Source organism: Candidatus Pelagibacter sp. Uisw_136 (assembly GCF_047720275.1).
Lineage (GTDB): Bacteria > Pseudomonadota > Alphaproteobacteria > Pelagibacterales > Pelagibacteraceae > Pelagibacter.
The window spans coordinates 1,335,498-1,355,871 of sequence record NZ_CP159812.1 but is presented as its reverse complement, the minus strand read 5'-3'; the positions used below and the strand labels follow the sequence as shown (position 1 = coordinate 1,355,871).

The following is a 20,374-nucleotide window of genomic DNA, read 5'->3' as shown; positions in this document are numbered from 1 at the left end:
AATTATAATAGTTATAATAATAACATTAAAATGAACAAAATTATTAAAATTATACTTTTTTTAGCTTTTACTTTCTCAATAGCTCCAGTAACACTTTTGGCAAATGATGAAATTAAGATTGGTCTTCTTGTCCCTTTAACTGGAAAAAATTCTGAAATAGGTCAATCTATAATTAAATCTGCACGTCTTGCAATTAACAAGATAAACAATGCATCAATTGAGATAATACCAAAAGATACACAGTCAAGCCCTGAGGTAACTTTGGAGGCAGCTAGAGAGCTGGCTAATTCAGGAGTAGAAATTGTAATTGGTCCCGTTTTTAATGAAAGCCTAATTTACCTAGATGAGTTAAGTAAAATAACATTCTTATCTCTAACGAATAAAAATGATAATTTTTCTAAGAATATTATTAACGCTGGAATTAATGCAACTTCACAATTAAATGCAATTAAAAAGTTTATAGAATTAAATGGAATAAAAAAAACTATCTTTCTTACTCCAGATGTAAGTTTTAAAAATGAAATTAAAAAAGCTATTTCTAATTCTAAAATAAAAATATTAAAAAATTATATTTATAACACCGACCCCACTAAACTTACCAAGCAAATTGAAAAAATTACACGTTATAAAGTTAGAAAACAAAACCTTGAAGATGAAATAAATAGACTTGAGAAATCAGAACAAAAAAATAAAGAGCAGTTAATCGAAAGATTAAAAAAGAGAGATACACTTGGTAGTGTAAAATTTGACTCAGTGATAATTTCAGACTTTGATGAAAGCTTAAAGAGTGTAACAACCTCACTCCTATATACGGATATATCTCCTAAAGAAAAATATTTTATTACTCTCAACCAATGGTTTGATGAATCACTTTTAAAAGAGACTAGCTCACAACCCTTGTATTTTCCTTCAGCAAGTAAAGCTAATTATGATGAGTTTTCAGATAAATATTTTAAAAAATATAATCAATACCCAAATCAATTATCATTTTTAAGTTATGACTTAGTGGGGCTTGTTTATTATTTAATTCTTCAAAACAACTCTATTGTTGATAAAAAAATGTTTACAAAAAAAACTTTGTTTAAAGGGAAAGTTGGAATTTTTGAAATTAAAAATAATAAAATTAATCATATTTTAAATTTTTATAAAGTTGAGGATGCAGAATTTAAAAAAGTTTTTTGATTTTTTTAAAAGCTTTGAATCTATGATCTATTTTATATTTTTGTGATGCCCTCATTTGACCAAATGTAATTTTTTTTCCAAGTGGTATGAAAATTGGATCATAACCAAATCCATTTTTACCCTTTATAATTGGTGAAACAAAACCCTCAACTTTGCCAACAGAACTTATTATTTCTTTATTCATATTATAAATAGTTAAAGCACAAATAAATCTAGCTTTAATTTTTTTTTGTCTCCAATCTTTGTCTTTTTTATCTAGTTCTTTAAAAACTCTATTCATTGCCTTTTTAAAATCACCTTTTTTGCCTCCCCATCTGGCTGAATAAATTCCAGGATTTCCATTTAGAGCATCTATTTCTAGTCCTGAATCATCAGACAGACATATCATTTTTGATTTTTTGGAAAAAAATTTAGCCTTAATTAATGAGTTTTCTTCAAATGTTTTCCCATTTTCTGGGGGGCTTTTCATTTTAAAGTCTTTAGGAGAATATATTTCAAGCTTTTTTGGCAATAAATCGATAATTTCTTTCAATTTTCCTTTATTATTGGTGCCTACTAATAATTTTATAATTTTATTTTTTAACATCTAGCAATTATTAAATTTCATACCATATAAATTGTCATGGAAAAAGATGAAAACATTACTTCTGAAGATCAAAACGAAGAGATTAAAGAGACTGAATCGAAAGAGAGAATTCAAGAAGTACAAGAGGATTTGGTAGAAAAAAATCAAGAAGTAAAAGAGGTTACACTTGAAGATAAGGTTAAAGAGTTAGAAGATAAGGTTGCTAGAGCTTTCGCTGAAATGGAAAATCAAAGAAGAAGATTTGAAAAAGAAAAAGAGGATGCTTTTGATTATGGTGGATTTTCTTTTGCTAAGGAAGCTTTAAATCTAATTGATAATCTTGAGAGATCAAAACAGATTTTAGAAAGTGATGATATGTTAAAAAACACTGAAGCTTTAAAAAAAACTTTAGAACATTTTGAAATTATAAGTAAAGATATGGTTTCAATTTTCTCAAAAAATGGCATTACTCCTGTAATTTCTATTGGTAAGAAATTGGATCCTAATCAACACCAAGCTATGATGGAAATTGATGATGACCAAAAGGAACCTGGAACAATAGTGCAAGAAATTCAAAAAGGTTTCATGATGAAAGATAGGCTTTTGAGGCCAGCATTAGTTGGAGTGTCAAAAAAAACTAAAGCTCAAAATGATCAAAAAAGTGAAGAAAATGAGGAAAATTCTGATATTTAATAATATTTACCAGAACTTGTAGATTAAAAATTAACACTTATATGAAGAATAGGAAATAAATTATGAGCAAAATTATAGGAATAGATTTAGGAACAACAAACTCATGTGTGTCTATCATGGAAGGTAGTCAGCCAAAAGTTTTAGAAAATGCTGAGGGTGCAAGAACAACTCCTTCGGTTGTGGCTTTTACTGAAGATGGAGAAAAACTTGTAGGACAGCCCGCAAAAAGACAGGCTGTTACCAATCCTGAAAATACTATTTTTGCTGTAAAGAGATTAATTGGAAGAAATTTTGAAGACCCTACTGTAAAAAAAGATATTGCAGCTGCTCCTTTTAAAATTGTAAATTCAGAAAAAGGAGATGCTTGGATTGAAGCTAGAGGAGAAAAATATTCACCCTCTCAAATTTCTGCTTTTATTCTTCAAAAAATGAAGGAAACTGCTGAAAAATATTTAGGTCAAGAAGTAACGAAAGCTGTAATTACAGTTCCCGCATATTTTAATGATGCTCAAAGACAAGCAACAAAAGATGCTGGTAAAATTGCTGGTCTTGAAGTTTTAAGAATTATTAATGAACCAACAGCTGCCTCTCTTGCCTACGGTTTAGATAAAAAGCAAAATAAAAAAATAGCTGTTTATGACTTGGGTGGTGGAACTTTTGATGTTTCTATTCTTGAATTAGGTGATGGTGTATTTGAAGTTAAATCTACAAATGGTGATACATTTTTAGGTGGTGAAGACTTTGATAATACAATCGTTGATTATTTAATTGGTGAGTTTAAAAAAGATTCTGGAATTGATTTAAGATCAGATAAATTAGCCCTTCAAAGACTAAAAGAAGCTGCTGAAAAAGCAAAAATTGAATTATCTTCTGCTGAACAAACAGATGTTAATTTACCCTTTATAACAGCTGATAAAACTGGCCCAAAACATATCAACCTAAAAATGACTAGAGCTAAATTAGAAGCTTTGGTTGAAGATTTAATCTCTAGAACATTACCACCATGTAAAACTGCTCTTAAGGATGCAGGCCTTACTGCAAATGAAATTGATGAAATTGTAATGGTTGGTGGGATGACAAGAATGCCCAAGGTTCTTGCTGAAGTTAAAAACTTTTTTGGTAAAGAACCAAATAAAAGTGTAAACCCTGATGAAGTTGTTGCAATGGGTGCTGCAATCCAAGCTGGAGTTCTTCAAGGAGATGTTAAAGATGTGCTTCTTTTAGATGTAACACCTCTATCACTAGGAATTGAAACATTGGGTGGAGTATCAACTAAATTAATTGAAAAAAATACAACAATACCAACGAAAAAAAGCCAAGTATTTTCTACAGCTGATGACAATCAGCCTGCTGTATCAATAAGAGTACTTCAAGGTGAAAGAGAGATGGCGTCTGACAATAAAATGTTAGGAAATTTTGAACTAGTTGGAATTGCACCTGCTGCAAGAGGAGTGCCTCAAATAGAGGTAACTTTTGATATTGATGCAAATGGAATTGTAAGTGTTTCTGCTAAAGATAAAGGAACTGGAAAAGAACAAAAAATTCAAATCCAGGCTTCAGGTGGCTTAAGTGATGATGAAATAGAGAAAATGGTAAAAGATGCTGAAGCAAATAAAGAAGAGGACAAAAAGAAAAGAGAGTCTGTTGATGTTAGAAATCAAGCAGATACTCTTTTACACTCTACTGAAAAAAATCTAAAGGAACATGGTGCAAAAGTTTCTGATGCTGATAAAAAAGCAATAGAAGATGCTTCTTCTGACTTAAAAGAATCTATTAAAGGAACTGATACTGAAGAGATTAAAAAGAAAACTGAAACTTTAGTTCAGGCATCTATGAAATTAGGTGAGGCAATCTATAAATCTCAAGAGAAAAAAGAAGGTTCGCCAAAAGAAGGTGATGATAATGGTGAAGGGAAAAAAGACGATAATGTAGTTGATGCTGACTTTGAGGAAGTTAAAGAAGAAAGCAAAGAAGGCACAGAAGAAGATAAAGAAAAAAGCGCCTAAGACTTACAGCAACTATAATCTTAAAGTAACTTATGGCTAAAAGAGATTTTTATGATGTCTTGGGTGTTAGCAAAAATGCAAGCCCTGAAGAACTAAAATCTGCTTATCGTAAATTAGCTGTAAAATATCACCCAGATAAAAACCCAGACGATAAAGCTTCTGAAGATAAATTTAAAGAAGCTGGTGAAGCTTACGGTATCCTTTCAGATAAAGAAAAAAAACAAAACTATGATAACTTTGGCCATGCTGCTTTTGAAGGTGGAGGTGGTGGAAGACAAGGAGGAGGTTTTGGTGGAGCCGATTTCTCAGATATTTTTGAAGATTTTTTTGGGGACTTTGGTGGTGGACAATCAAGGGGAAGCAGAAAAACCAACAATAGAGGCTCTGATTTACGTTATGATTTATCTATTACTCTCAAAGAGGCCTATGAGGGCAAAAAACAAGATATAAAATTTTCAACTACTGAAAAGTGTAATATTTGCAAAGGTAATGGCTCTAAACCAGGTCATTCTCCAGACAGATGTACAGTTTGTGGTGGCAATGGTAAAGTAAGATCTAACCAAGGCTTTTTTACAGTTCAACAAACTTGTCCTCAATGCGCTGGCTCTGGTGAAGAAATAACAAATCCATGCACAGACTGTAATGGTCAAGGTAACAAACAAGCTTCAAAAAAAATATCAGTCACAATACCTAAAGGTGTTGATGATGGCACTAGAATTAGGTTAGCTGGAAAAGGTGAAGCAGGATCTAAAGGTGGAGCAAGTGGTGATCTTTATCTTTTTATAAATGTTCATTCACATGATTTATTTAAAAGATCTGATGAAAACCTATTCTTTGAGTTTCCTATATCCATTGCTGATGCTGCGTTAGGAACCACAATAGAAATTCCAACAATTGATGGTGGAAAAGCAAAAATTAAAATACCAGATGGAACTCAAAATGGAAAACAATTTAGACTAAAAGGTAAAGGTATGCCTTATATGAGAGGAAGTGGAAATGGAGATCTTTATGTCCAGGTAAATACTGAAGTTCCTATTTCTTTAAATAAAGAACAAAAAGAATTACTTGAAAAATTTAGAGAAATTGAAAACGAAAAGTCTAATCCAAGTATTAAACAATTCTTTCAAAAAGCTAAAAGTTTTTGGAAAAAATAAAGACTAATTAGTTAAAAAAGGTTAATATTTTCCTAGATGAAAAAAATTAATATAGCAATTTCTGGTTGCCTCGGTAGAATGGGCCAACAGTTAATTAAATCTTTAAGGTCAAATAAAAATTTTAAATTAGTAACACTTACTGAAAACAAAATTTTTAATAAAAAAATAGCAGGAATAAAACTTAATCTGAACACGGACGAAGCTTTTAAGGATACTGATGTTATAATAGATTTTACAGTACCTAATTGTACTCTAGATATCCTTAAAATTGCCTCTAAACAAAAAAAAAGAGTAGTAATTGGAACAACTGGCTTTAGCCAAAAAGAGGAAGTTTTAATTAAAAATTTTTCAAAAAAAATCCCCATACTAAAAGCTGGAAATATGAGCCTTGGAGTTAACTTATTAATGTATTTAACAGAGGTTGCTTCAAAGTCCTTAAATGATGAATACTTAAGTAAAGTATTTGAAGTGCATCATAAGTATAAAAAAGATTATCCATCAGGAACTGCTTTAATGCTTGGAAAGGGTATTGCAGATGGAAAAAATAAAAATCTTTATAATTTAATTGGAAAAAAATTTTTGAATAAAAAAAACTTTCCATATGGAAAAAAAATTAATTTTAATTCAATTAGAAAAGGTGAAATTATTGGAGAACATGAGGTTACATTTTCTAGTGGTAAAGAAATAATAAAATTAAATCACGAAGCTTTCGACAGGGCTCTTTACTCTGATGGTGCTTTAACTGCAGCGAAATGGCTTATTAATAAAAAACCAGGACTTTATTCAATGAGAGATTTATTGAATTTTAAATAATGGTTGAAAAAGAAAAAGCTGAAAAGATACTAAAAATTTTAAATAAAATTTATCCAACAACCCCTATCCCACTAGATCATACTAATAATTTTACTCTCTTAATGTCAGTTCTTTTATCAGCACAGTGTACTGATCTAAATGTTAACAATGTAACAAAAAATATATATCCAAAATATAATAGACCTGAACATTTTGTAAAATTAGGCAGAAAAAAAATTGAAAAATTAATTAAAAGTATTGGTCTCTTTAGGGTTAAAGCAAAAAACGTTTATTTAATGTCTAAGCAGCTTCTAGAAAAGCATGGAGGCAAAGTGCCTAAAAGCTTTGAAGAGCTTGAAAAACTGCCTGGTGTAGGCCATAAAACAGCAAGTGTGGTCATGTCTCAGGCTTTTGGAGTTCCAGCATTTGCAGTCGATACTCATATACATCGATTGGCTCAAAGATGGGGCTTAACAAATGGTAAAAATGTTATTCAAACTGAAAAGGATTTAAAAAGAATGTTCCCAGAAAAAAATTGGAGCAAATTACATTTGCAAATAATTTATTACGGAAGAGAGTTTTGTAAAGCTAGAATGTGTTATGGTTTGACTTGTAAAATTTGTACGACTTGTTATCCTAATAGAAAAAATCCTGTTAAAATAAAAAAAGCTTAATATGAAAATACTGGGAATTGGCAATGCTATAGTTGATGTTATATGCAAGGTAAACGATCAATACTTGATGGATAATCAGTTAACAAAAAGTACAATGAAATTAGTTGATGAACATGAGTTTAAAAAGCTTTTATCTACTCTAGAGATTGAAGAAACAGTATCTGGTGGATCAGTTGCAAATTCTATTGTTGGATTATCTCAATTAGGAAATGAAGTTGGCTTTATAGGTAAAGTTAATGCTGATAATTTGGGGCAAAAATATGAAGAGGGTTTAACCAAAGAAAAAGTTCAATATTTTTATAATAAAAAAAAAGAAGTTTCATCAACTGGAACTTGTTTAGTGCTAATTACCCCAGATGCAGAAAGAACAATGGTAGTTTTTTTAGGTATAGCAGGAAAAATTAGCGAAAAAGATATTGATGAAAAAGCTGTAAAAGAAAGTGAAATCATATTTCTAGAGGGTTATTTATGGGATAAAGGTGAGCCAAAATCAGCTTTCGATAAGGCAATGTTACTCTCTAATAAAAAAGCAATGTCTTTATCAGATCAGTTTTGTGTAGAAAGACATAAAGATAATTTTTTAGATTTGGTTCAAAATAAACTTGATATTATTTTTGCTAATGAACAAGAAATTAAATCATTAACTGATGCAAAGAACTTTGAAGAAGTAGTTACATTTGGGAGACAATTAGGAAAACTTTTAATTATTACACGTGGTGAAAAGGGAAGTGTTGCTATAAAAAATAATGAAGTTACAGAGTGTGACAGTAATTCAAATTTAAAGATTGTAGACTTGACTGGTGCAGGTGATTTATTTGCATCAGGATTTCTTCATGGATTAATTAATAATTTTTCAATAAAAAAAAGTCTCGAGAAAGGCACTGAAATGTCTTCAAAAATAATTCAAAAAGTTGGCGCTAGGCTAAATTAGTCTATTTTACTCAATAAAATAACCTTTTTGATGACTTAATATAAAATTCTCATCATTAAAACTATTACTTATTTTTTTACGCAATCTATAAATGTGTGTTTCAACGGTGTGGGTTTCCATCTCAGCTGAATAGCCCCAAATATTTTTTTGCAAATCTATCACATCATGTTTTATTTTTGATTCATTTAAATATAAAATAATTTCAATTTCTTTTTCAGTCAATTTTAAACTCGAGTCGTTTTTAGAAAAAAATTTAGAATTTAAATTTAACTCATAACCTTTAATATTCATTTTAGATTGATGGTTAAATTTTAATTTAATTAATTGAGTGTTAATTAATACTATGAGTTTATTTAAGGACAGAGGAAAATCATTAACAATTAATAAATTTTTAACTGTTATATTTTTATTTACTAATAATTTTTGATTAGATTTTGAAATTATTAAAGATTTTATTTTATCTAAATCTGATCTATCAATAAAATCATCTTCATTTTCAAATTTTATGATTTTAAAAGATAAATTTTCTTTTATCTCATCCAGGATTTCATATAGTGAATTAAAGCTTATAATAAAAACATTTTGTTTAATCATATTTGATATTGCCTATGATAATTCATGTAAAAAATAAAGACACCCTAATAATTGATGATTTTAAGTTGAAATGCTGTATTGGAAAAAATGGTATAAATTCTAATAAAAAAGAAGGTGATTTTTCCACTCCTAAAGGGGTATTCAATATAAAAAAATTATACTTTAGGAAGGATAGAGTTGGAACACCAAAATGTAAAATTGGAAAGAGAATTATTAAAAAAAATATGGCTTGGTGTGATGAATCAAGCCATAAAAAATACAACGAAGAAATAAAAGTATATAATAAAAATCATAAAGAAAATTTATATAGAGACGATCATAATTATGACTATATAATTTTAACTAGTCACAATGAACTAAAGATCCCAAATAAAGGGAGTGCTATATTTATTCATTTAACAGATAACTATAAACCTACAGCAGGATGTGTCGCACTAAAGAAGAAAGATTTTGAAATTTTATTAAGATTAATAGATAAAAAAACTAAAATTAAAATAGGCTAGTCTCTAATACCAAATATTTTTGAACCTATTCTTACATATGTTGCATTTTTTTCAACAGCATCCAGGTAGTCTCCAGACATACCCATACTCAAATCTTTAAGTTTTAATTCTTGATTAATTTTATTCATTTCAGTGAAATACTTTTCTGTATTTTCATTATTTGGGGGGATGCACATTGTACCTATAATATCTAAGTTTAAGCTTTTACAAAATTTATAAAAACTAATTAGTTTATCCTTCTTTAATCCTGATTTTTGCTCTTCATTACCTATATTAACTTGAATAAATATTTTTGGTTTTTTATCTTGTTTTATTTGTTCATCTGCAATTTTTTTTGCCAACCTCTCACTGTCCAAAGAATGAATATATTCAAACACTCTTAGTGCAAATTTTACTTTATTAGTTTGAAGACTTCCAATTAAGTGAAGTTTAATATTATTATTTTGCTTTTTTACATCAGTCCACTTATCTAGCGCTTCCTGAACCTTGTTTTCACCATAATGGAGATGACCATGTTCTATTAATGGTAAAATATTTTTAATGGGAAAAGTCTTTGATACAGCAATAATTTTAGGTAGTTTGTCATCATTTACTCTAGATTTAATGAGGTCTTCTATATAAATTAGATTTTTAACTGTATTATGCATAATAAATTTTTAAATAAATTTTACTTTATAAATAAATTTGACCAAAGTCACATAGATAAACAAGACAAAGAAACGGTTATAATATTTAGAAATTATAATCAAGAGGTGGATAAAAGCTTAATACTAAGGTTAAAAAATTATTGTAAAATAAAAGGTAACAAGTTTTTACTTTCAAATAATATAAAATTAGCAGTTAATTTAAATTTGGATGGTGTTTATATTCCATCATTTAATAAAGATAAAAAACACCTTTCTTATTCCTTTAAAAAAAATTTTATCATTTTGGGTTCTGCACATAATGTTTACGAAATGAGAGTTAAAGAAACACAGAATGTTGAGGCAATTTTTTTATCTTCAATATTTAAAAAAAATAAAAACTATTTAGGTATTTATAAATTTAAAGTTTTTTCACTATTAAGTAATAAAAAAATTATAGCATTGGGTGGAGTATCATTAAATAATTTAAAAAAATTAAATCTTACCAATTGCTTGGGGTTTGCTGGTATTTCTTTTTTTGAGTAAAAAAAAGGCCCCAAAAAGGGGCCTTTTATTAATTTGTGTTCTAAATTAAATTAGAATGCAAATGCAAGAGCTAATTCCCAAGCTTCTTCTTTAGTACCTGAAACAAAGCCTTGGTTTTTAATGTCAATCATAGCACCAGAAAGAGTCATTCCGCCCATAGTGTATGAAGCAGTAATTCCTGTAACTTCTTCGGGTGTATTAGTTGCTGAAGCAGCTGTCGTGTTTTGTGTGTTTTCAGATGTTCCATAACTCACAGATATATTTTCGCTAACTGCGTAAGCTACTGACATTGCTTCAAACTCTCTGTCAGAAGCATCTGCTTTTGAAGCAAATTCAGTTTCAGTGTAAGCTACTGTAACTGGACCATATGCATACTTAGCATACCAAGTGTCAACATCACCAACTGTTGCTTCTGTTGCATTTTTTTCACCTAATGCATATCCAACAGTTAAGCCTTCAACACCAGTGTAAGCTATTGCAACGTCAGTCGCGCTCGCCCATTGTGTTGCTGCTGCACCTTTTGGAACGTATGAAGCTGTTAATTTAACACCATCAAGAACTTCTGGAAGTGTATAAAGAAACATATTGTTTGAAGCAGATGAAGCTACTGAACCTTGAGAAGTACCTTGGTAATCCCAAATTTTACCAGTCATATCTTTAACAGCTGATTGAGCACTGTCTCCGCCGTGACCAGCAAAAGTTAAAGATCCCATCATATCAGAGCTAACTGTTACAGAGTGACTGTCAAATACAGCACCTGTATTAACAGCTACAACACCTGAAGCAGTTACTGCAGCATTGTTCGCAGCACCTTGGTCAAGTTCAAAACTAACAGATACGTTTAATCCGTTGTCTAATTCTCCACCACCTGTGAAAGTAACACTGTTACCCATTGAAAATGCTTTACCAGCATTTGCACCTAATGCAGTAGAAGTGTGGGCTGACTTAATTGAAGCTGAACCAGACACTGCTAGCTCACCAGCAAATGCTGATGTTGCAACAAGTGAAGCTGCTAAAGCAGTCATACCTATTTTTTTAAAGTTATTCATATTTTTCCTTTGTTTGTTGTTATTGTTTTTATTATTAATAATAAACACAGCATATATATCTGCTTAGCCAAGAATTTTTATAAAAAATACCTCATTTTTTTGACAAATTTAATGACTGTTGTATTTTTACATCATTTTAAAATGATGAATTTCCTTATATTTTAGTGTTTTTCATAATATAATGTATAAAGATGCTAAATTAACTAAAAATTAATTATGATTTCACCAAAAAACCTAAAAACACTCTTTTTTTTGGTCATATCTTCCGTTTTTTTCATTTCGTGTGCAAATAAACTACCAGGTGCAGATGCAAGAGTATATGACTCAGATCCTAAAAAAAGAGTTCAAAAAAACCTTGATGAAGGTCGAGGATTCAGAGTGCAAGACTTAGGTGGTGCCATTGGTGGAGGTGGAACATTTGAGTTTGCAAGCTCCAATGAACTTTGGAGAGCCTCTCTTGATGTAATTGATTTTATGCCGTTGGTATCAGTTAATTATAGTGGAGGAATTATAATTACAGATTGGTATTCGACCGATCAAAAATCTAATGAAAGTATTAAAATTTCTATTAGATTTTTAACAAATGAAATAAGATCAGATGCTTTAGACATTAAAGTCTTTAATAGAAAATGTTTGAAACAATCTAATTGTACTGTGTCTGAAAAAACTGGTAATTTAATTCCTGAATTAAAAGAAAAGATTTTAAAAATAGCTGCAATTTATAAAGAAGAAAGTACAAAAAAATAAACTATCAGGCTCAATCAATAATCTAAAAATCATAAAAACAACATTTAACAAAATTTAATTTTGTGGATAGATATAACTTTAAAATTATAGAAGAAAAGTGGCAAAAGTACTGGATGGACGAAAAAGTATTTTCAACCTCAATAAAAAAAAATAAAAAAAAATTTTACTGTCTTGAAATGTTTCCCTACCCCTCGGGTAAAATTCATATGGGGCATGTTAGAAACTACACAATTGGTGATGTACTCGCGCGTTTTAAGGCTCTACAAGGTTACAATGTTCTTCATCCCATGGGATGGGACTCCTTTGGAATGCCTGCTGAAAATGCAGCAAGGCAAAATAATTTAGACCCTAAGACCTGGACTGAGTCAAATATTGAAACTATGAGGTCTCAGCTTAAAAAACTTGGACTATCCATTGATTGGGATAAAGAAATTTCAACTTGTTCACCTGACTATTACAAACACCAACAAGAGTTTTTTTTAGATCTCTATGATAAAGGTTTGGTTTACAGAAAAGAAAATTATGTTAACTGGGATCCGGTTGATCAAACAGTATTGGCTAATGAACAGGTGGTAGACGGCAAAGGTTGGAGATCTGGGGCAATTGTTGAAAGAAAGAAGCTAAATCAATGGTTTTTTAACATATCAAAATTTTCTGAAGAACTTTTACAAGGCTTAGAGACTTTAAATAACTGGCCAACAAAGTAAAAGTCATGCAAAAGAACTGGATAGGTAAATCTTTTGGTTGTGAGGTAGAGTTTAAGGTTGAAAGTGACAAGCCTATTGAAAGTATAAAGTGTTATACAACAAGACCCGACACTTTGTTTGGCTTTTCTTTTCTTGCTCTTTCGGTCGATCACCCTTTAGCAAAATATTATGAGGAAGATAAAAAATTTCAAGAATTTAAGAAAGAGTGCTCTAAATCTGGCACTACTGAAGAATCTATTGCCTCTGCTGAAAAACTTGGTTTTAAAACAGATTTAATTGCAATTAATCCACTAGACAAAAATATTAAAGTACCCATTTATTTTGCAAATTTTGTATTGATGGATTATGGTTTGGGTGCAGTTTTTGGTTGTCCTGCACATGATCAAAGAGATTTAGACTTTGCAAAAAAATATAATTTAAAAATTACACCCGTTGTTAAGCCTGAAAAAAATAAAGACTTCAAAATAAACAGTGAAGCTTATACAGGTGAGGGATATCTTTATAATTCAAAGTTTCTTAATGATTTAAAAGTTCCAAGTGAGTCTATTATTAAAACAATAGAATTTCTTGAAAAGAATAGTTTAGGAAAGAAAAAAATTAACTATCGATTAAAAGATTGGGGTATTTCAAGACAAAGATATTGGGGCTGCCCAATTCCAATTGCTTATGATGAAAATAATCAAGCCATTAAAATTCCAAAAGATATGCTACCTGTTAAACTTCCAGAAATCAAAAAATTAAGTAATACTGGTAACCCCCTAGATTCTGAAGATGAATGGAAATATTTTATTTTAAATGGAAAAAAATATAGACGAGAAACTGATACTTTAGATACGTTCGTTGATTCTTCTTGGTATTTTCTACGTTTTTGTTCTCCTAAAAATATTAATCATGGCTTCACACAAGAAGAAGTTGATTATTGGATGCCGGTTGACCAGTATATTGGAGGGGTTGAGCATGCTATTTTACACTTACTATATTCAAGATTTTTTATGCAAGCTATTTCATATAAAAATCCTGATTTTAAATTAAAAGAACCGTTTAATGGTTTGTTTACACAGGGAATGGTTTGTCATGAAACATATAAAGATCAAAACAATGCATGGTTAAGCCCCGAAGAAGTATCTTCTGAAGATGGTAAAAGATTTTTCAAAAAAGATGATTCTAAAGAAGTAATCGTTGGACCAACAGAATCTATGTCAAAATCAAAAAAAAATACTATAGACCCTGAAAGTATAATTAAAAATTATGGAGCAGATTCTGTCAGACTGTTTATTTTATCAGACAGTCCTCCAGAAAAAGATGTTCAGTGGTCTGATCAAGGTATGATGGCATCATTCAAATTTGTCCAAAAATTATGGGTGTTAAATTCTAAAATTTTAGAGAAGGTTAAGAATAATGATCAGGTTAATGAAAACAAAAATTTAACTAAATTTACCAACCAACTAATTTATAAAGTAACCCAAAACTTAGAAAAATTTCACTACAATGTAATTGTTGCTAACCTTTATGAGATGTATAATTTCTTAATTAAAGAAATTGAAAAACCTACAAAAAAAGAGATTTTAATAAAAAACTATAGAAAAATTTTAGTATTGATGAGCCCATTTATTCCTCACTTTACAAGTGAATGTTTGAGTTATCTTGATCAAAAAGAAAAATTGATGAATTGGCCGACAGTATCAAAAGAAGATCTGGTAGAAGAAGAAATAAATTTTGTGATACAAATAAATGGTAAAAAAAGAGCACTTTTAAAGGTTAAAAGAGATGTAGATGAAAATGAAATCTTAAACGAAATTAAATTGAATACACAGACCAAAAAACTCATAAAGGATCAAAAAATACAAAAAACAATTTTTGTGTCAAATAGATTGATAAATATTATACTATGATAGTGTTAAAAAAAACTTTTACTTTAATTTTATTTTTATTTTTATCTTCTTGTGGTTACGAAGCCATCCATTCTAAAAAAAATTCTATTAATTATGATTTTTCTATAAATCAAATAACTTTAAATGGTGATAGAGATATAAATCTAAAAATAAAACAAAGACTAAATAATTATACTTTAACTAAAAAAGATAAAAATTTTACTCTAAAGATATCAACTATTACAGATAAAGCAGTCCTTGCAAAAAATACATCTGGAGACCCTACCAGTTTTAAAAATACAATAATAGTTAATGTCGAAGTTTTAATAGAAAATAATTTTAAAAATAATTTACAAATTGTTGAGAGTTTTAATTATAATAATATTGATAATAAGTTTGATTTAAAAACATATGAAAGAGAAATAAGAAACAATTTAGCTGAGATAGCTTCAGATAAATTGATTTTAAAATTATCTAATATTCAATGATATTAAAATCATTTGAGCTAAATAAATTAAAGTTAGGTAATTATAATTATTATCTATTTTATGGAGACAATGAAGGTTTAAAAGAAGAAACAATAAAAAATTTATTTGAAAAAAATTATCTAAATAAAATTCATAGATACGAAGAAAAAGAAATATTAGATAACAGTGATAATTTTTTTAATAGCATCCTTACAAAATCTTTCTTCGATAATGAAAAACTTATAATTATAAATAGAGCTACTGATAAGATTAGAGGTGTCATAGAAGAGTTAATAGAAAAAAATCCAGAAAATATTCAATTTATTTTAAATTCAAAAAATCTTGAAAAGAAATCTACTTTAAGAAAGCTCTTTGAAAAAGAAAAATCAATTATATGTATCCCGTTTTATGAAGACAATAATCAAACTTTGAATTCTATTATTAGTCTTTTTTTTAGAAATAAAAAAATTCCAATATCTCAACAATTAGTTAATATCTTAATAGAAAGAAGTAGGGGTGACAGAAAAAATCTTAATAACGAATTAGAAAAGATTGCAAATTTTTCATTAAATAAAAAAAACTTAAATATTCAAGAAATAATTAAACTAACCAACCTTGCAGATAATTATAGTGCTTCGGAGCTTGTGGATCATTCACTAGCCAAAAATACAAAGAAAACTGTTACTATTTTGAATGAAAACAACTACTCAGATGAAGATAATATTATAATTATTAGAACCTTGTTGGCTAGATTGAAAAGACTAGTTAAAATTTATGAGTTAGTTGGCGAAAAGAATACTATTGAACAAGCAATTTCAACATATAAACCACCAATTTTCTGGAAGGATAAGCCACTTATTATTCAACAAATAAGATCTTGGAACAAAAATCATTTAATAAATTTAGTTTATAAAACTAATGAAATTGAACTTTTAATTAAAAAAAACTCAGCCGTTGCTAAAAATATATTAGCAGATTTTATTATTAATAATTCAAGAAAAACTAATAATTAGATTTTATTATTTCAATTATTTTATTTAGCTGATCTAAATCTTTATATTCCAACAACAAAGATCCTGAATTATTTTTTTTATTTTTAATTAAAACATTAAGACCGATTTTTTCTCTAATTGAAGTCTCTAGAGTCTGTAAATTTATATCTTTGGAAGGTTTAAGAGAATGTTTCTTAGCCTTAAAAATTTTAACAAAATTTTCTGATTGTCTAACAGATAATTTTTTTTCAATTATTTTATTTGCTACAAATTCTGCATTATTCAGACCTACTAGAATTTTTGCATGTCCTGCTGTTAATTTTTGAGTTTCTATTAACTTTAAAACTACTTCTGGAAGGTTTAATAACCTTAAAAAATTTGCAATATGGCTTCTACTTTTTCCAATGAATTGTGCTACTTTTTCTTGGTCATAAGAAAATTCTTCGATAAGACGTTGATAACCACGTGCTTCTTCAATTGCATTTAAATCATTTCTTTGAACATTTTCGACAATTGCAAATTCCAAAGATTTTAAGTCATCAACATCAATAATAACAACTGGTACTTCGTGTAATCCTGCTTTTTGTGCTGATAACCACCTTCTCTCTCCTGCAATTATCTCATACTTAGAGCTATCCTCACGAGACTTTCTAACAATAATTGGCTGAATAATACCTCTCTCTTTTATTGAGTTTGTTAAATCTTGTAAACTTTCTTCATCAAATGTTTTCCTTGGTTGAAATTTATTGCTTACAAGATCACTTATAGAAATTTTATTAGTATCTATTTCTGTTTTTGTTTCACCTATTAAAGACGACAAACCTCTACCTAGACCTTTTTTTATTTTATTTGTATCCACTATGCTGCGCTCCCTATTTTTTGTTCTTGATTAATAAATTCATCTGTAAAGTTAAAATATGATTTGCTGCCTGGACAAGATTTGTCGTACATCAAAACTGGCATGCCATGTGATGGGCCTCCGACAGCCTGACGTTTCTTGGGATCACTGTTAGATAGACTTTTTCATGGAAATAATCTCTTGCTTCTTTTTCTACCTGTATAGATAACCTATTTCTTTTATCAAACATTGTTAAAAGTATGCCTCTAATTTTTAATTCAGGATTTAAATTAACTTTTATTCGTTCTATGGTTTTCATTAGCTGGGTTAATCCCTCTAAAGCAAAAAATTCAGTCTGCAGTGGCACTAGTAATGAATCAGAAGACACTAAAGCCATGACTGTAAGCAAACTTAGTGAAGGTGGGCAATCTATAAGTACATAATCATAAGTTGCTCTAGAATCATTTAAATAGGCGGTTAATTCGCGTTTTAAAATGAAGGCTCTCATGTTGTCATCAGCTGTCTCAACCTCAAGCCCAGATAAATCTACATTTGAAGTAATTATATCTAAATTTTTGAACTCTGTTTTTCTAATCACATCAGAAATTGCTTTTGTTCCATTCAGCACTCCATAAATAGTATCTGTCGAATTTTCTAAATTGGATAGTCCAAGTCCTGTGGTAGCATTTCCTTGGGGGTCAAGGTCGATTACTAAAACTTTTTTCTCTTGTTGAGCTAAACCTGCTGCAAGATTAATTACTGTTGTTGTTTTTCCAACCCCACCCTTTTGATTTATTACAGAAATAATTTGCATTTAATTTTTAATGTTTTTTTTAATATTTTTTATATTTAATAAAAACGAATTTTCACTTGTAATACTTTTTTTCTTTTCAAAATCAAAATTCCAATTTATTAAAGTTTCTTCTAAAACTTTTTCACCATTTTTTCCCATGAAGACAATTAAATTTTTGTAACTGCTAAAATTTTTATAAACTAAATCCAAAATTATAGGTAAAGGTTTAAAAGCTCTTGCCATTATTGTACCCGACTCTAAATTTTGTGCTTCAAAAATATTTTCTTGCATGACTTCAGTGTTTAATCTTAAATCTCTAGATGCTTTTCTTAAAAAAGAGCTTTTATGATGACTTTTTTCATATAAATGAACTTTGGCTATATTTTTCTGGTTTTTAATCATAATTGATATAATTATACCTGGCATACCTCCACCTGAACCTATATCTGTTATTATATTACTATTTATGTCAACAAATTCAATGATTTGTGCTGAATCAGATATGTGACGTTCTCTAATTACTTCTTTTTGAGCAGTTTCTTTACTTATTATGTTAATTTTTTCATTTTCTTGCTGAAGCATTGATATGAATAGCTCAAACTCAATTAATGTTTCACGTGGAACATTTTGGTCTTTTAGTAGTGGATATTTTTTAAAAATTTCTTCCATTAAGCTATAAGCTTAATAGACTTTCTTTTTACATGTGACAACAAAATATATACAGCAGCTGGAGTTATTCCATCAATTCTTAGTGCTTGTCCCATAGTTTTTGGTTTTATTTGTTTAAATTTAGCTTTAACTTCATTTGATAGTCCAGAAAGATCATCATAATTAACTTTTTCAGGTATAACTAAATTTTCATCTCTTTTAAAGGCTAATATATCTGCTTTTTGTTTTTTTAGATATCCTCTATAGTGAGCATTTATTTCAATTTGCTCATCTATTTTTTCATCAAAAAAAGGAATTTTAGGCCAAATTTCTCTTATTTTTTTCATATCAACGCCTTTTTGAGTTAATATTTCATTAGATTTTCTTAAAATACCGTCTTTTGCAATTTTAATATCAAATTTCTTTATTTTTGTTGGTGATATTGATGATTCTGACATTATTTTAGATATTATTCCTAATTTATGTTCTTTATCTTTAAAAAGATCTTCTCTTTCTTTTGATATTAATCCAATTTCAATTCCTTTATTTGTTAATCTTTGGTCAGCATTATCTGCTCTTAAACTTAGTCTATATTCAGCTCTTGAGGTAAACATTCTATAAGGTTCTGTAACACCCTTTGTTACTAAATCATCTATCATAACTCCAATATAGGCATCTGATCTATCCAAAATGAACGGCTCTTCTTTCTTAAAAGATAACGCAGCATTAATTCCAGCTATTAAACCTTGAGCAGCTGCTTCCTCATAACCAGTTGTCCCATTTATTTGGCCAGCAAGGTATAAATTTTGAATTTTTTTAGTCTCAAGGGTTAAAAATAGTTCTCTGGGGTCAATATAATCATATTCTATAGCGTATCCTGGTCTAATTATTTTAACACTTTCTAAACCACTGATATTATTACATATTTCTTGCTGTATATCCTCAGGTAGTGAGGTAGATATTCCATTTGGGTATATTGTGTAGTCATTTAGCCCCTCAGGCTCTAAATATATCTGGTGGCGGTCCTTATCTGCAAACTTTACTATCTTATCCTCAATTGAAGGACAATATCTTGGACCAACTCCCTGTATGCTTCCTGAGTACATCGCACTTCTTTTTAAATTTTTTTGAATTATCTTATGAACCTTTTCATTCGTATAGGTCATTCGACATGACACTTGTTTGTTTAAAATTTTTTTAGTTAAGAAAGAAAAAAAGTAAGGGTCTTCATCTGCAAACTGTTCTTCTAAATTATCATACTTAATTGTTCTAGCATCAAGCCTTGGTGGTGTCCCTGTCTTAAGTCTTCCTATCTTGAAATCATATTTTTCAAGTTGCTCACTTAACCCTGTTGAAGGCTTCTCATCAAACCTTCCAGCTGGTGTTCTCTCATCACCAATATGAATCAAACCATTCAAGAATGTGCCTGTTGTTAAGATTAGCTTGCCACATAAAATTTTTTTACCTGACTTTGTTTCAAAACCACTTATAGTGTTTTTATCAAAAATAAATCTTATTACTGGATCTGAAAAAATGTTTAAATTACAATAGTTTAACAATTTTTTTTGCATATATTTACGATACAAAAATCTGTCTGATTGTGTTCTTGGTCCTTGCACTGCAGGCCCTCTACTTCTGTTTAATAATCTAAATTGTATACCTGATTTATCAGCAACCTCTCCCATCACACCATCTAAAGCGTCTATTTCTCTAACTAGATGACCTTTACCAAGACCACCTATCGCTGGGTTACAAGACATCTCTCCTATGGTCTCAATTTTGTGTGTGAATAAGGCAGTGTTAACTCCAAGACGTGCAGACGCTGCTGCAGCTTCACAACCAGCGTGTCCTCCTCCAATAACTACTACCTCAAATGATAAATCATTTTTCATAAGTTAAATTTATAACCGATATAAATATTTACAAGCAGACAGTATTTTTTTAAGAAATACTTGTTAAGACAATTCTGGCTATGTTTTAATAATTAAAATTGACAGAT

19 protein-coding genes and 2 pseudogenes are annotated in these 20,374 nt (G+C 29.3%); 13 read left to right on the top strand and 8 right to left on the bottom strand.

All coding sequences use genetic code 11. From position 1 onward, the window contains the following. Positions 1–30: 30 nt before the first annotated feature. Positions 31–1,182 (top strand): ABC transporter substrate-binding protein, encoded by a 1,152-nt coding sequence (locus ABXT53_RS07290; RefSeq protein ID WP_415290580.1) that lies wholly within the window; start codon positions 31–33, stop codon positions 1,180–1,182. Here the strand turns inward: ABXT53_RS07290 and rdgB are convergent. Continuing rightward, on the bottom strand, positions 1,166–1,768 hold the full coding sequence (gene rdgB, locus ABXT53_RS07285; RefSeq protein ID WP_415290579.1) for an RdgB/HAM1 family non-canonical purine NTP pyrophosphatase: 603 nt from the start codon (positions 1,766–1,768) through the stop codon (positions 1,166–1,168). The two genes, ABXT53_RS07290 and rdgB, sit on opposite strands and share 17 nt — an antisense overlap. A 36-nt stretch (positions 1,769–1,804) precedes the next feature. Here rdgB and ABXT53_RS07280 point away from each other — a divergent pair, with 36 nt between their 5' ends. The 6 genes from ABXT53_RS07280 (at position 1,805) to ABXT53_RS07255 (ending at position 7,997) form a co-directional block, all read left to right on the top strand. Continuing rightward, on the top strand, positions 1,805–2,440 hold the full coding sequence (locus ABXT53_RS07280) for a nucleotide exchange factor GrpE (protein WP_415290578.1): 636 nt from the start codon (positions 1,805–1,807) through the stop codon (positions 2,438–2,440). Between the two features lie 62 nt (positions 2,441–2,502). Further along, on the top strand, positions 2,503–4,446 hold the full coding sequence (dnaK, locus tag ABXT53_RS07275; protein ID WP_415290577.1) for a molecular chaperone DnaK: 1,944 nt from the start codon (positions 2,503–2,505) through the stop codon (positions 4,444–4,446). A gap of 32 nt (positions 4,447–4,478) precedes the next feature. After that, entirely contained in the window at positions 4,479–5,600 is a 1,122-nt protein-coding gene (gene dnaJ / locus ABXT53_RS07270) for a molecular chaperone DnaJ (RefSeq protein ID WP_415290576.1), read from the top strand. Between the two features lie 36 nt (positions 5,601–5,636). Then, positions 5,637–6,413, top strand: a complete 777-nt coding sequence (gene dapB / locus ABXT53_RS07265) for a 4-hydroxy-tetrahydrodipicolinate reductase (protein WP_415290574.1) — start codon at positions 5,637–5,639, stop codon at positions 6,411–6,413. Then, positions 6,413–7,066 (top strand): endonuclease III, encoded by a 654-nt coding sequence (gene nth, locus ABXT53_RS07260; RefSeq protein ID WP_415290572.1) that lies wholly within the window; start codon positions 6,413–6,415, stop codon positions 7,064–7,066. The genes dapB and nth overlap by 1 nt, the downstream gene beginning before the upstream one ends. A 1-nt stretch (position 7,067) precedes the next feature. Beyond that, positions 7,068–7,997 (top strand): adenosine kinase, encoded by a 930-nt coding sequence (locus ABXT53_RS07255; protein WP_415290570.1) that lies wholly within the window; start codon positions 7,068–7,070, stop codon positions 7,995–7,997. A 6-nt stretch (positions 7,998–8,003) separates the two neighbouring features. On the opposite strand, the gene ABXT53_RS07250 is transcribed toward ABXT53_RS07255, so the two are convergent. Continuing rightward, complete coding sequence (locus ABXT53_RS07250) at positions 8,004–8,591, bottom strand: helix-turn-helix domain-containing protein (RefSeq protein WP_415290569.1); 588 nt, start codon at positions 8,589–8,591, stop codon at positions 8,004–8,006. Positions 8,592–8,605: 14 nt separating this feature from the next. Between ABXT53_RS07250 and ABXT53_RS07245 the strand changes: the two genes are divergently transcribed. Beyond that, positions 8,606–9,094, top strand: a complete 489-nt coding sequence (locus ABXT53_RS07245) for a L,D-transpeptidase family protein (RefSeq protein ID WP_415290568.1) — start codon at positions 8,606–8,608, stop codon at positions 9,092–9,094. Here ABXT53_RS07245 and ABXT53_RS07240 read toward each other — a convergent pair. After that, on the bottom strand, positions 9,091–9,741 hold the full coding sequence (locus ABXT53_RS07240) for a YggS family pyridoxal phosphate-dependent enzyme (RefSeq protein WP_415290567.1): 651 nt from the start codon (positions 9,739–9,741) through the stop codon (positions 9,091–9,093). The two genes, ABXT53_RS07245 and ABXT53_RS07240, sit on opposite strands and share 4 nt — an antisense overlap. On the opposite strand from ABXT53_RS07240, the gene ABXT53_RS07235 reads away from it, so the two are divergent. After that, positions 9,736–10,263 carry a thiamine phosphate synthase gene (locus ABXT53_RS07235; protein ID WP_415290566.1) on the top strand — a complete coding sequence of 176 codons (528 nt, stop codon included), beginning with the start codon at positions 9,736–9,738 and terminating at the stop codon, positions 10,261–10,263. The genes ABXT53_RS07240 and ABXT53_RS07235 overlap by 6 nt on opposite strands. A 50-nt stretch (positions 10,264–10,313) precedes the next feature. On the opposite strand, the gene ABXT53_RS07230 is transcribed toward ABXT53_RS07235, so the two are convergent. After that, positions 10,314–11,312 (bottom strand): porin, encoded by a 999-nt coding sequence (locus ABXT53_RS07230; protein WP_415290565.1) that lies wholly within the window; start codon positions 11,310–11,312, stop codon positions 10,314–10,316. Positions 11,313–11,528: 216 nt separating this feature from the next. Between ABXT53_RS07230 and ABXT53_RS07225 the strand changes: the two genes are divergently transcribed. The 4 genes and pseudogenes from ABXT53_RS07225 to holA all read left to right on the top strand — a co-directional run bounded on the left by ABXT53_RS07225 (position 11,529) and on the right by holA (position 16,117). Next, the gene (locus ABXT53_RS07225; RefSeq protein WP_415290563.1) at positions 11,529–12,059 is read left to right on the top strand and encodes a DUF3576 domain-containing protein; all 531 of its coding nucleotides are present in this window, start codon (positions 11,529–11,531) and stop codon (positions 12,057–12,059) included. Positions 12,060–12,121: 62 nt separating this feature from the next. Further along, positions 12,122–14,658: pseudogene (leuS, locus tag ABXT53_RS07220) on the top strand (leucine--tRNA ligase). Beyond that, positions 14,655–15,125 carry a hypothetical protein gene (locus ABXT53_RS07215; RefSeq protein ID WP_415290561.1) on the top strand — a complete coding sequence of 157 codons (471 nt, stop codon included), beginning with the start codon at positions 14,655–14,657 and terminating at the stop codon, positions 15,123–15,125. Before leuS ends, ABXT53_RS07215 begins: the two are co-directional and overlap by 4 nt. After that, a complete protein-coding gene (gene holA, locus ABXT53_RS07210) occupies positions 15,122–16,117 on the top strand; it encodes a DNA polymerase III subunit delta (protein ID WP_415290559.1) in 996 nt (331 codons plus the stop codon). The genes ABXT53_RS07215 and holA overlap by 4 nt, the downstream gene beginning before the upstream one ends. Here the strand turns inward: holA and ABXT53_RS07205 are convergent. The 4 genes and pseudogenes from ABXT53_RS07205 to mnmG form a co-directional block, all read right to left on the bottom strand. After that, complete coding sequence (locus tag ABXT53_RS07205; RefSeq protein WP_415290557.1) at positions 16,107–16,955, bottom strand: ParB/RepB/Spo0J family partition protein; 849 nt, start codon at positions 16,953–16,955, stop codon at positions 16,107–16,109. The genes holA and ABXT53_RS07205 overlap by 11 nt on opposite strands. Beyond that, a pseudogene (locus ABXT53_RS07200) lies at positions 16,955–17,748 on the bottom strand (ParA family protein). The gene ABXT53_RS07205 and the pseudogene ABXT53_RS07200 overlap by 1 nt, the downstream one beginning before the upstream one ends. Then, positions 17,749–18,396, bottom strand: a complete 648-nt coding sequence (locus tag ABXT53_RS07195; RefSeq protein WP_415290556.1) for a 16S rRNA (guanine(527)-N(7))-methyltransferase RsmG — start codon at positions 18,394–18,396, stop codon at positions 17,749–17,751. It lies immediately after the preceding pseudogene. Further along, a complete protein-coding gene (gene mnmG / locus ABXT53_RS07190) occupies positions 18,396–20,267 on the bottom strand; it encodes a tRNA uridine-5-carboxymethylaminomethyl(34) synthesis enzyme MnmG (protein ID WP_415290554.1) in 1,872 nt (623 codons plus the stop codon). Before mnmG ends, ABXT53_RS07195 begins: the two co-directional genes overlap by 1 nt. Positions 20,268–20,374 lie beyond the last annotated feature (107 nt).

Bases quoted from the DNA above. Each gene is read 5' to 3' on its own strand.
- ABXT53_RS07290 (WP_415290580.1), top strand. From the start codon at position 31: ATGAACAAAATTATTAAAATTATACTTTTTTTAGCTTTTACTTTCTCA.
- rdgB (WP_415290579.1), bottom strand. From the start codon at position 1,768: ATGTTAAAAAATAAAATTATAAAATTATTAGTAGGCACCAATAATAAA.
- ABXT53_RS07280 (WP_415290578.1), top strand. From the start codon at position 1,805: ATGGAAAAAGATGAAAACATTACTTCTGAAGATCAAAACGAAGAGATT.
- dnaK (WP_415290577.1), top strand. From the start codon at position 2,503: ATGAGCAAAATTATAGGAATAGATTTAGGAACAACAAACTCATGTGTG.
- dnaJ (WP_415290576.1), top strand. From the start codon at position 4,479: ATGGCTAAAAGAGATTTTTATGATGTCTTGGGTGTTAGCAAAAATGCA.
- dapB (WP_415290574.1), top strand. From the start codon at position 5,637: ATGAAAAAAATTAATATAGCAATTTCTGGTTGCCTCGGTAGAATGGGC.
- nth (WP_415290572.1), top strand. From the start codon at position 6,413: ATGGTTGAAAAAGAAAAAGCTGAAAAGATACTAAAAATTTTAAATAAA.
- ABXT53_RS07255 (WP_415290570.1), top strand. From the start codon at position 7,068: ATGAAAATACTGGGAATTGGCAATGCTATAGTTGATGTTATATGCAAG.
- ABXT53_RS07250 (WP_415290569.1), bottom strand. From the start codon at position 8,591: ATGATTAAACAAAATGTTTTTATTATAAGCTTTAATTCACTATATGAA.
- ABXT53_RS07245 (WP_415290568.1), top strand. From the start codon at position 8,606: ATGATAATTCATGTAAAAAATAAAGACACCCTAATAATTGATGATTTT.
- ABXT53_RS07235 (WP_415290566.1), top strand. From the start codon at position 9,736: ATGCATAATAAATTTTTAAATAAATTTTACTTTATAAATAAATTTGAC.
- ABXT53_RS07240 (WP_415290567.1), bottom strand. From the start codon at position 9,741: ATGCATAATACAGTTAAAAATCTAATTTATATAGAAGACCTCATTAAA.
- ABXT53_RS07230 (WP_415290565.1), bottom strand. From the start codon at position 11,312: ATGAATAACTTTAAAAAAATAGGTATGACTGCTTTAGCAGCTTCACTT.
- ABXT53_RS07225 (WP_415290563.1), top strand. From the start codon at position 11,529: ATGATTTCACCAAAAAACCTAAAAACACTCTTTTTTTTGGTCATATCT.
- ABXT53_RS07215 (WP_415290561.1), top strand. From the start codon at position 14,655: ATGATAGTGTTAAAAAAAACTTTTACTTTAATTTTATTTTTATTTTTA.
- holA (WP_415290559.1), top strand. From the start codon at position 15,122: ATGATATTAAAATCATTTGAGCTAAATAAATTAAAGTTAGGTAATTAT.
- ABXT53_RS07195 (WP_415290556.1), bottom strand. From the start codon at position 18,396: ATGGAAGAAATTTTTAAAAAATATCCACTACTAAAAGACCAAAATGTT.
- mnmG (WP_415290554.1), bottom strand. From the start codon at position 20,267: ATGAAAAATGATTTATCATTTGAGGTAGTAGTTATTGGAGGAGGACAC.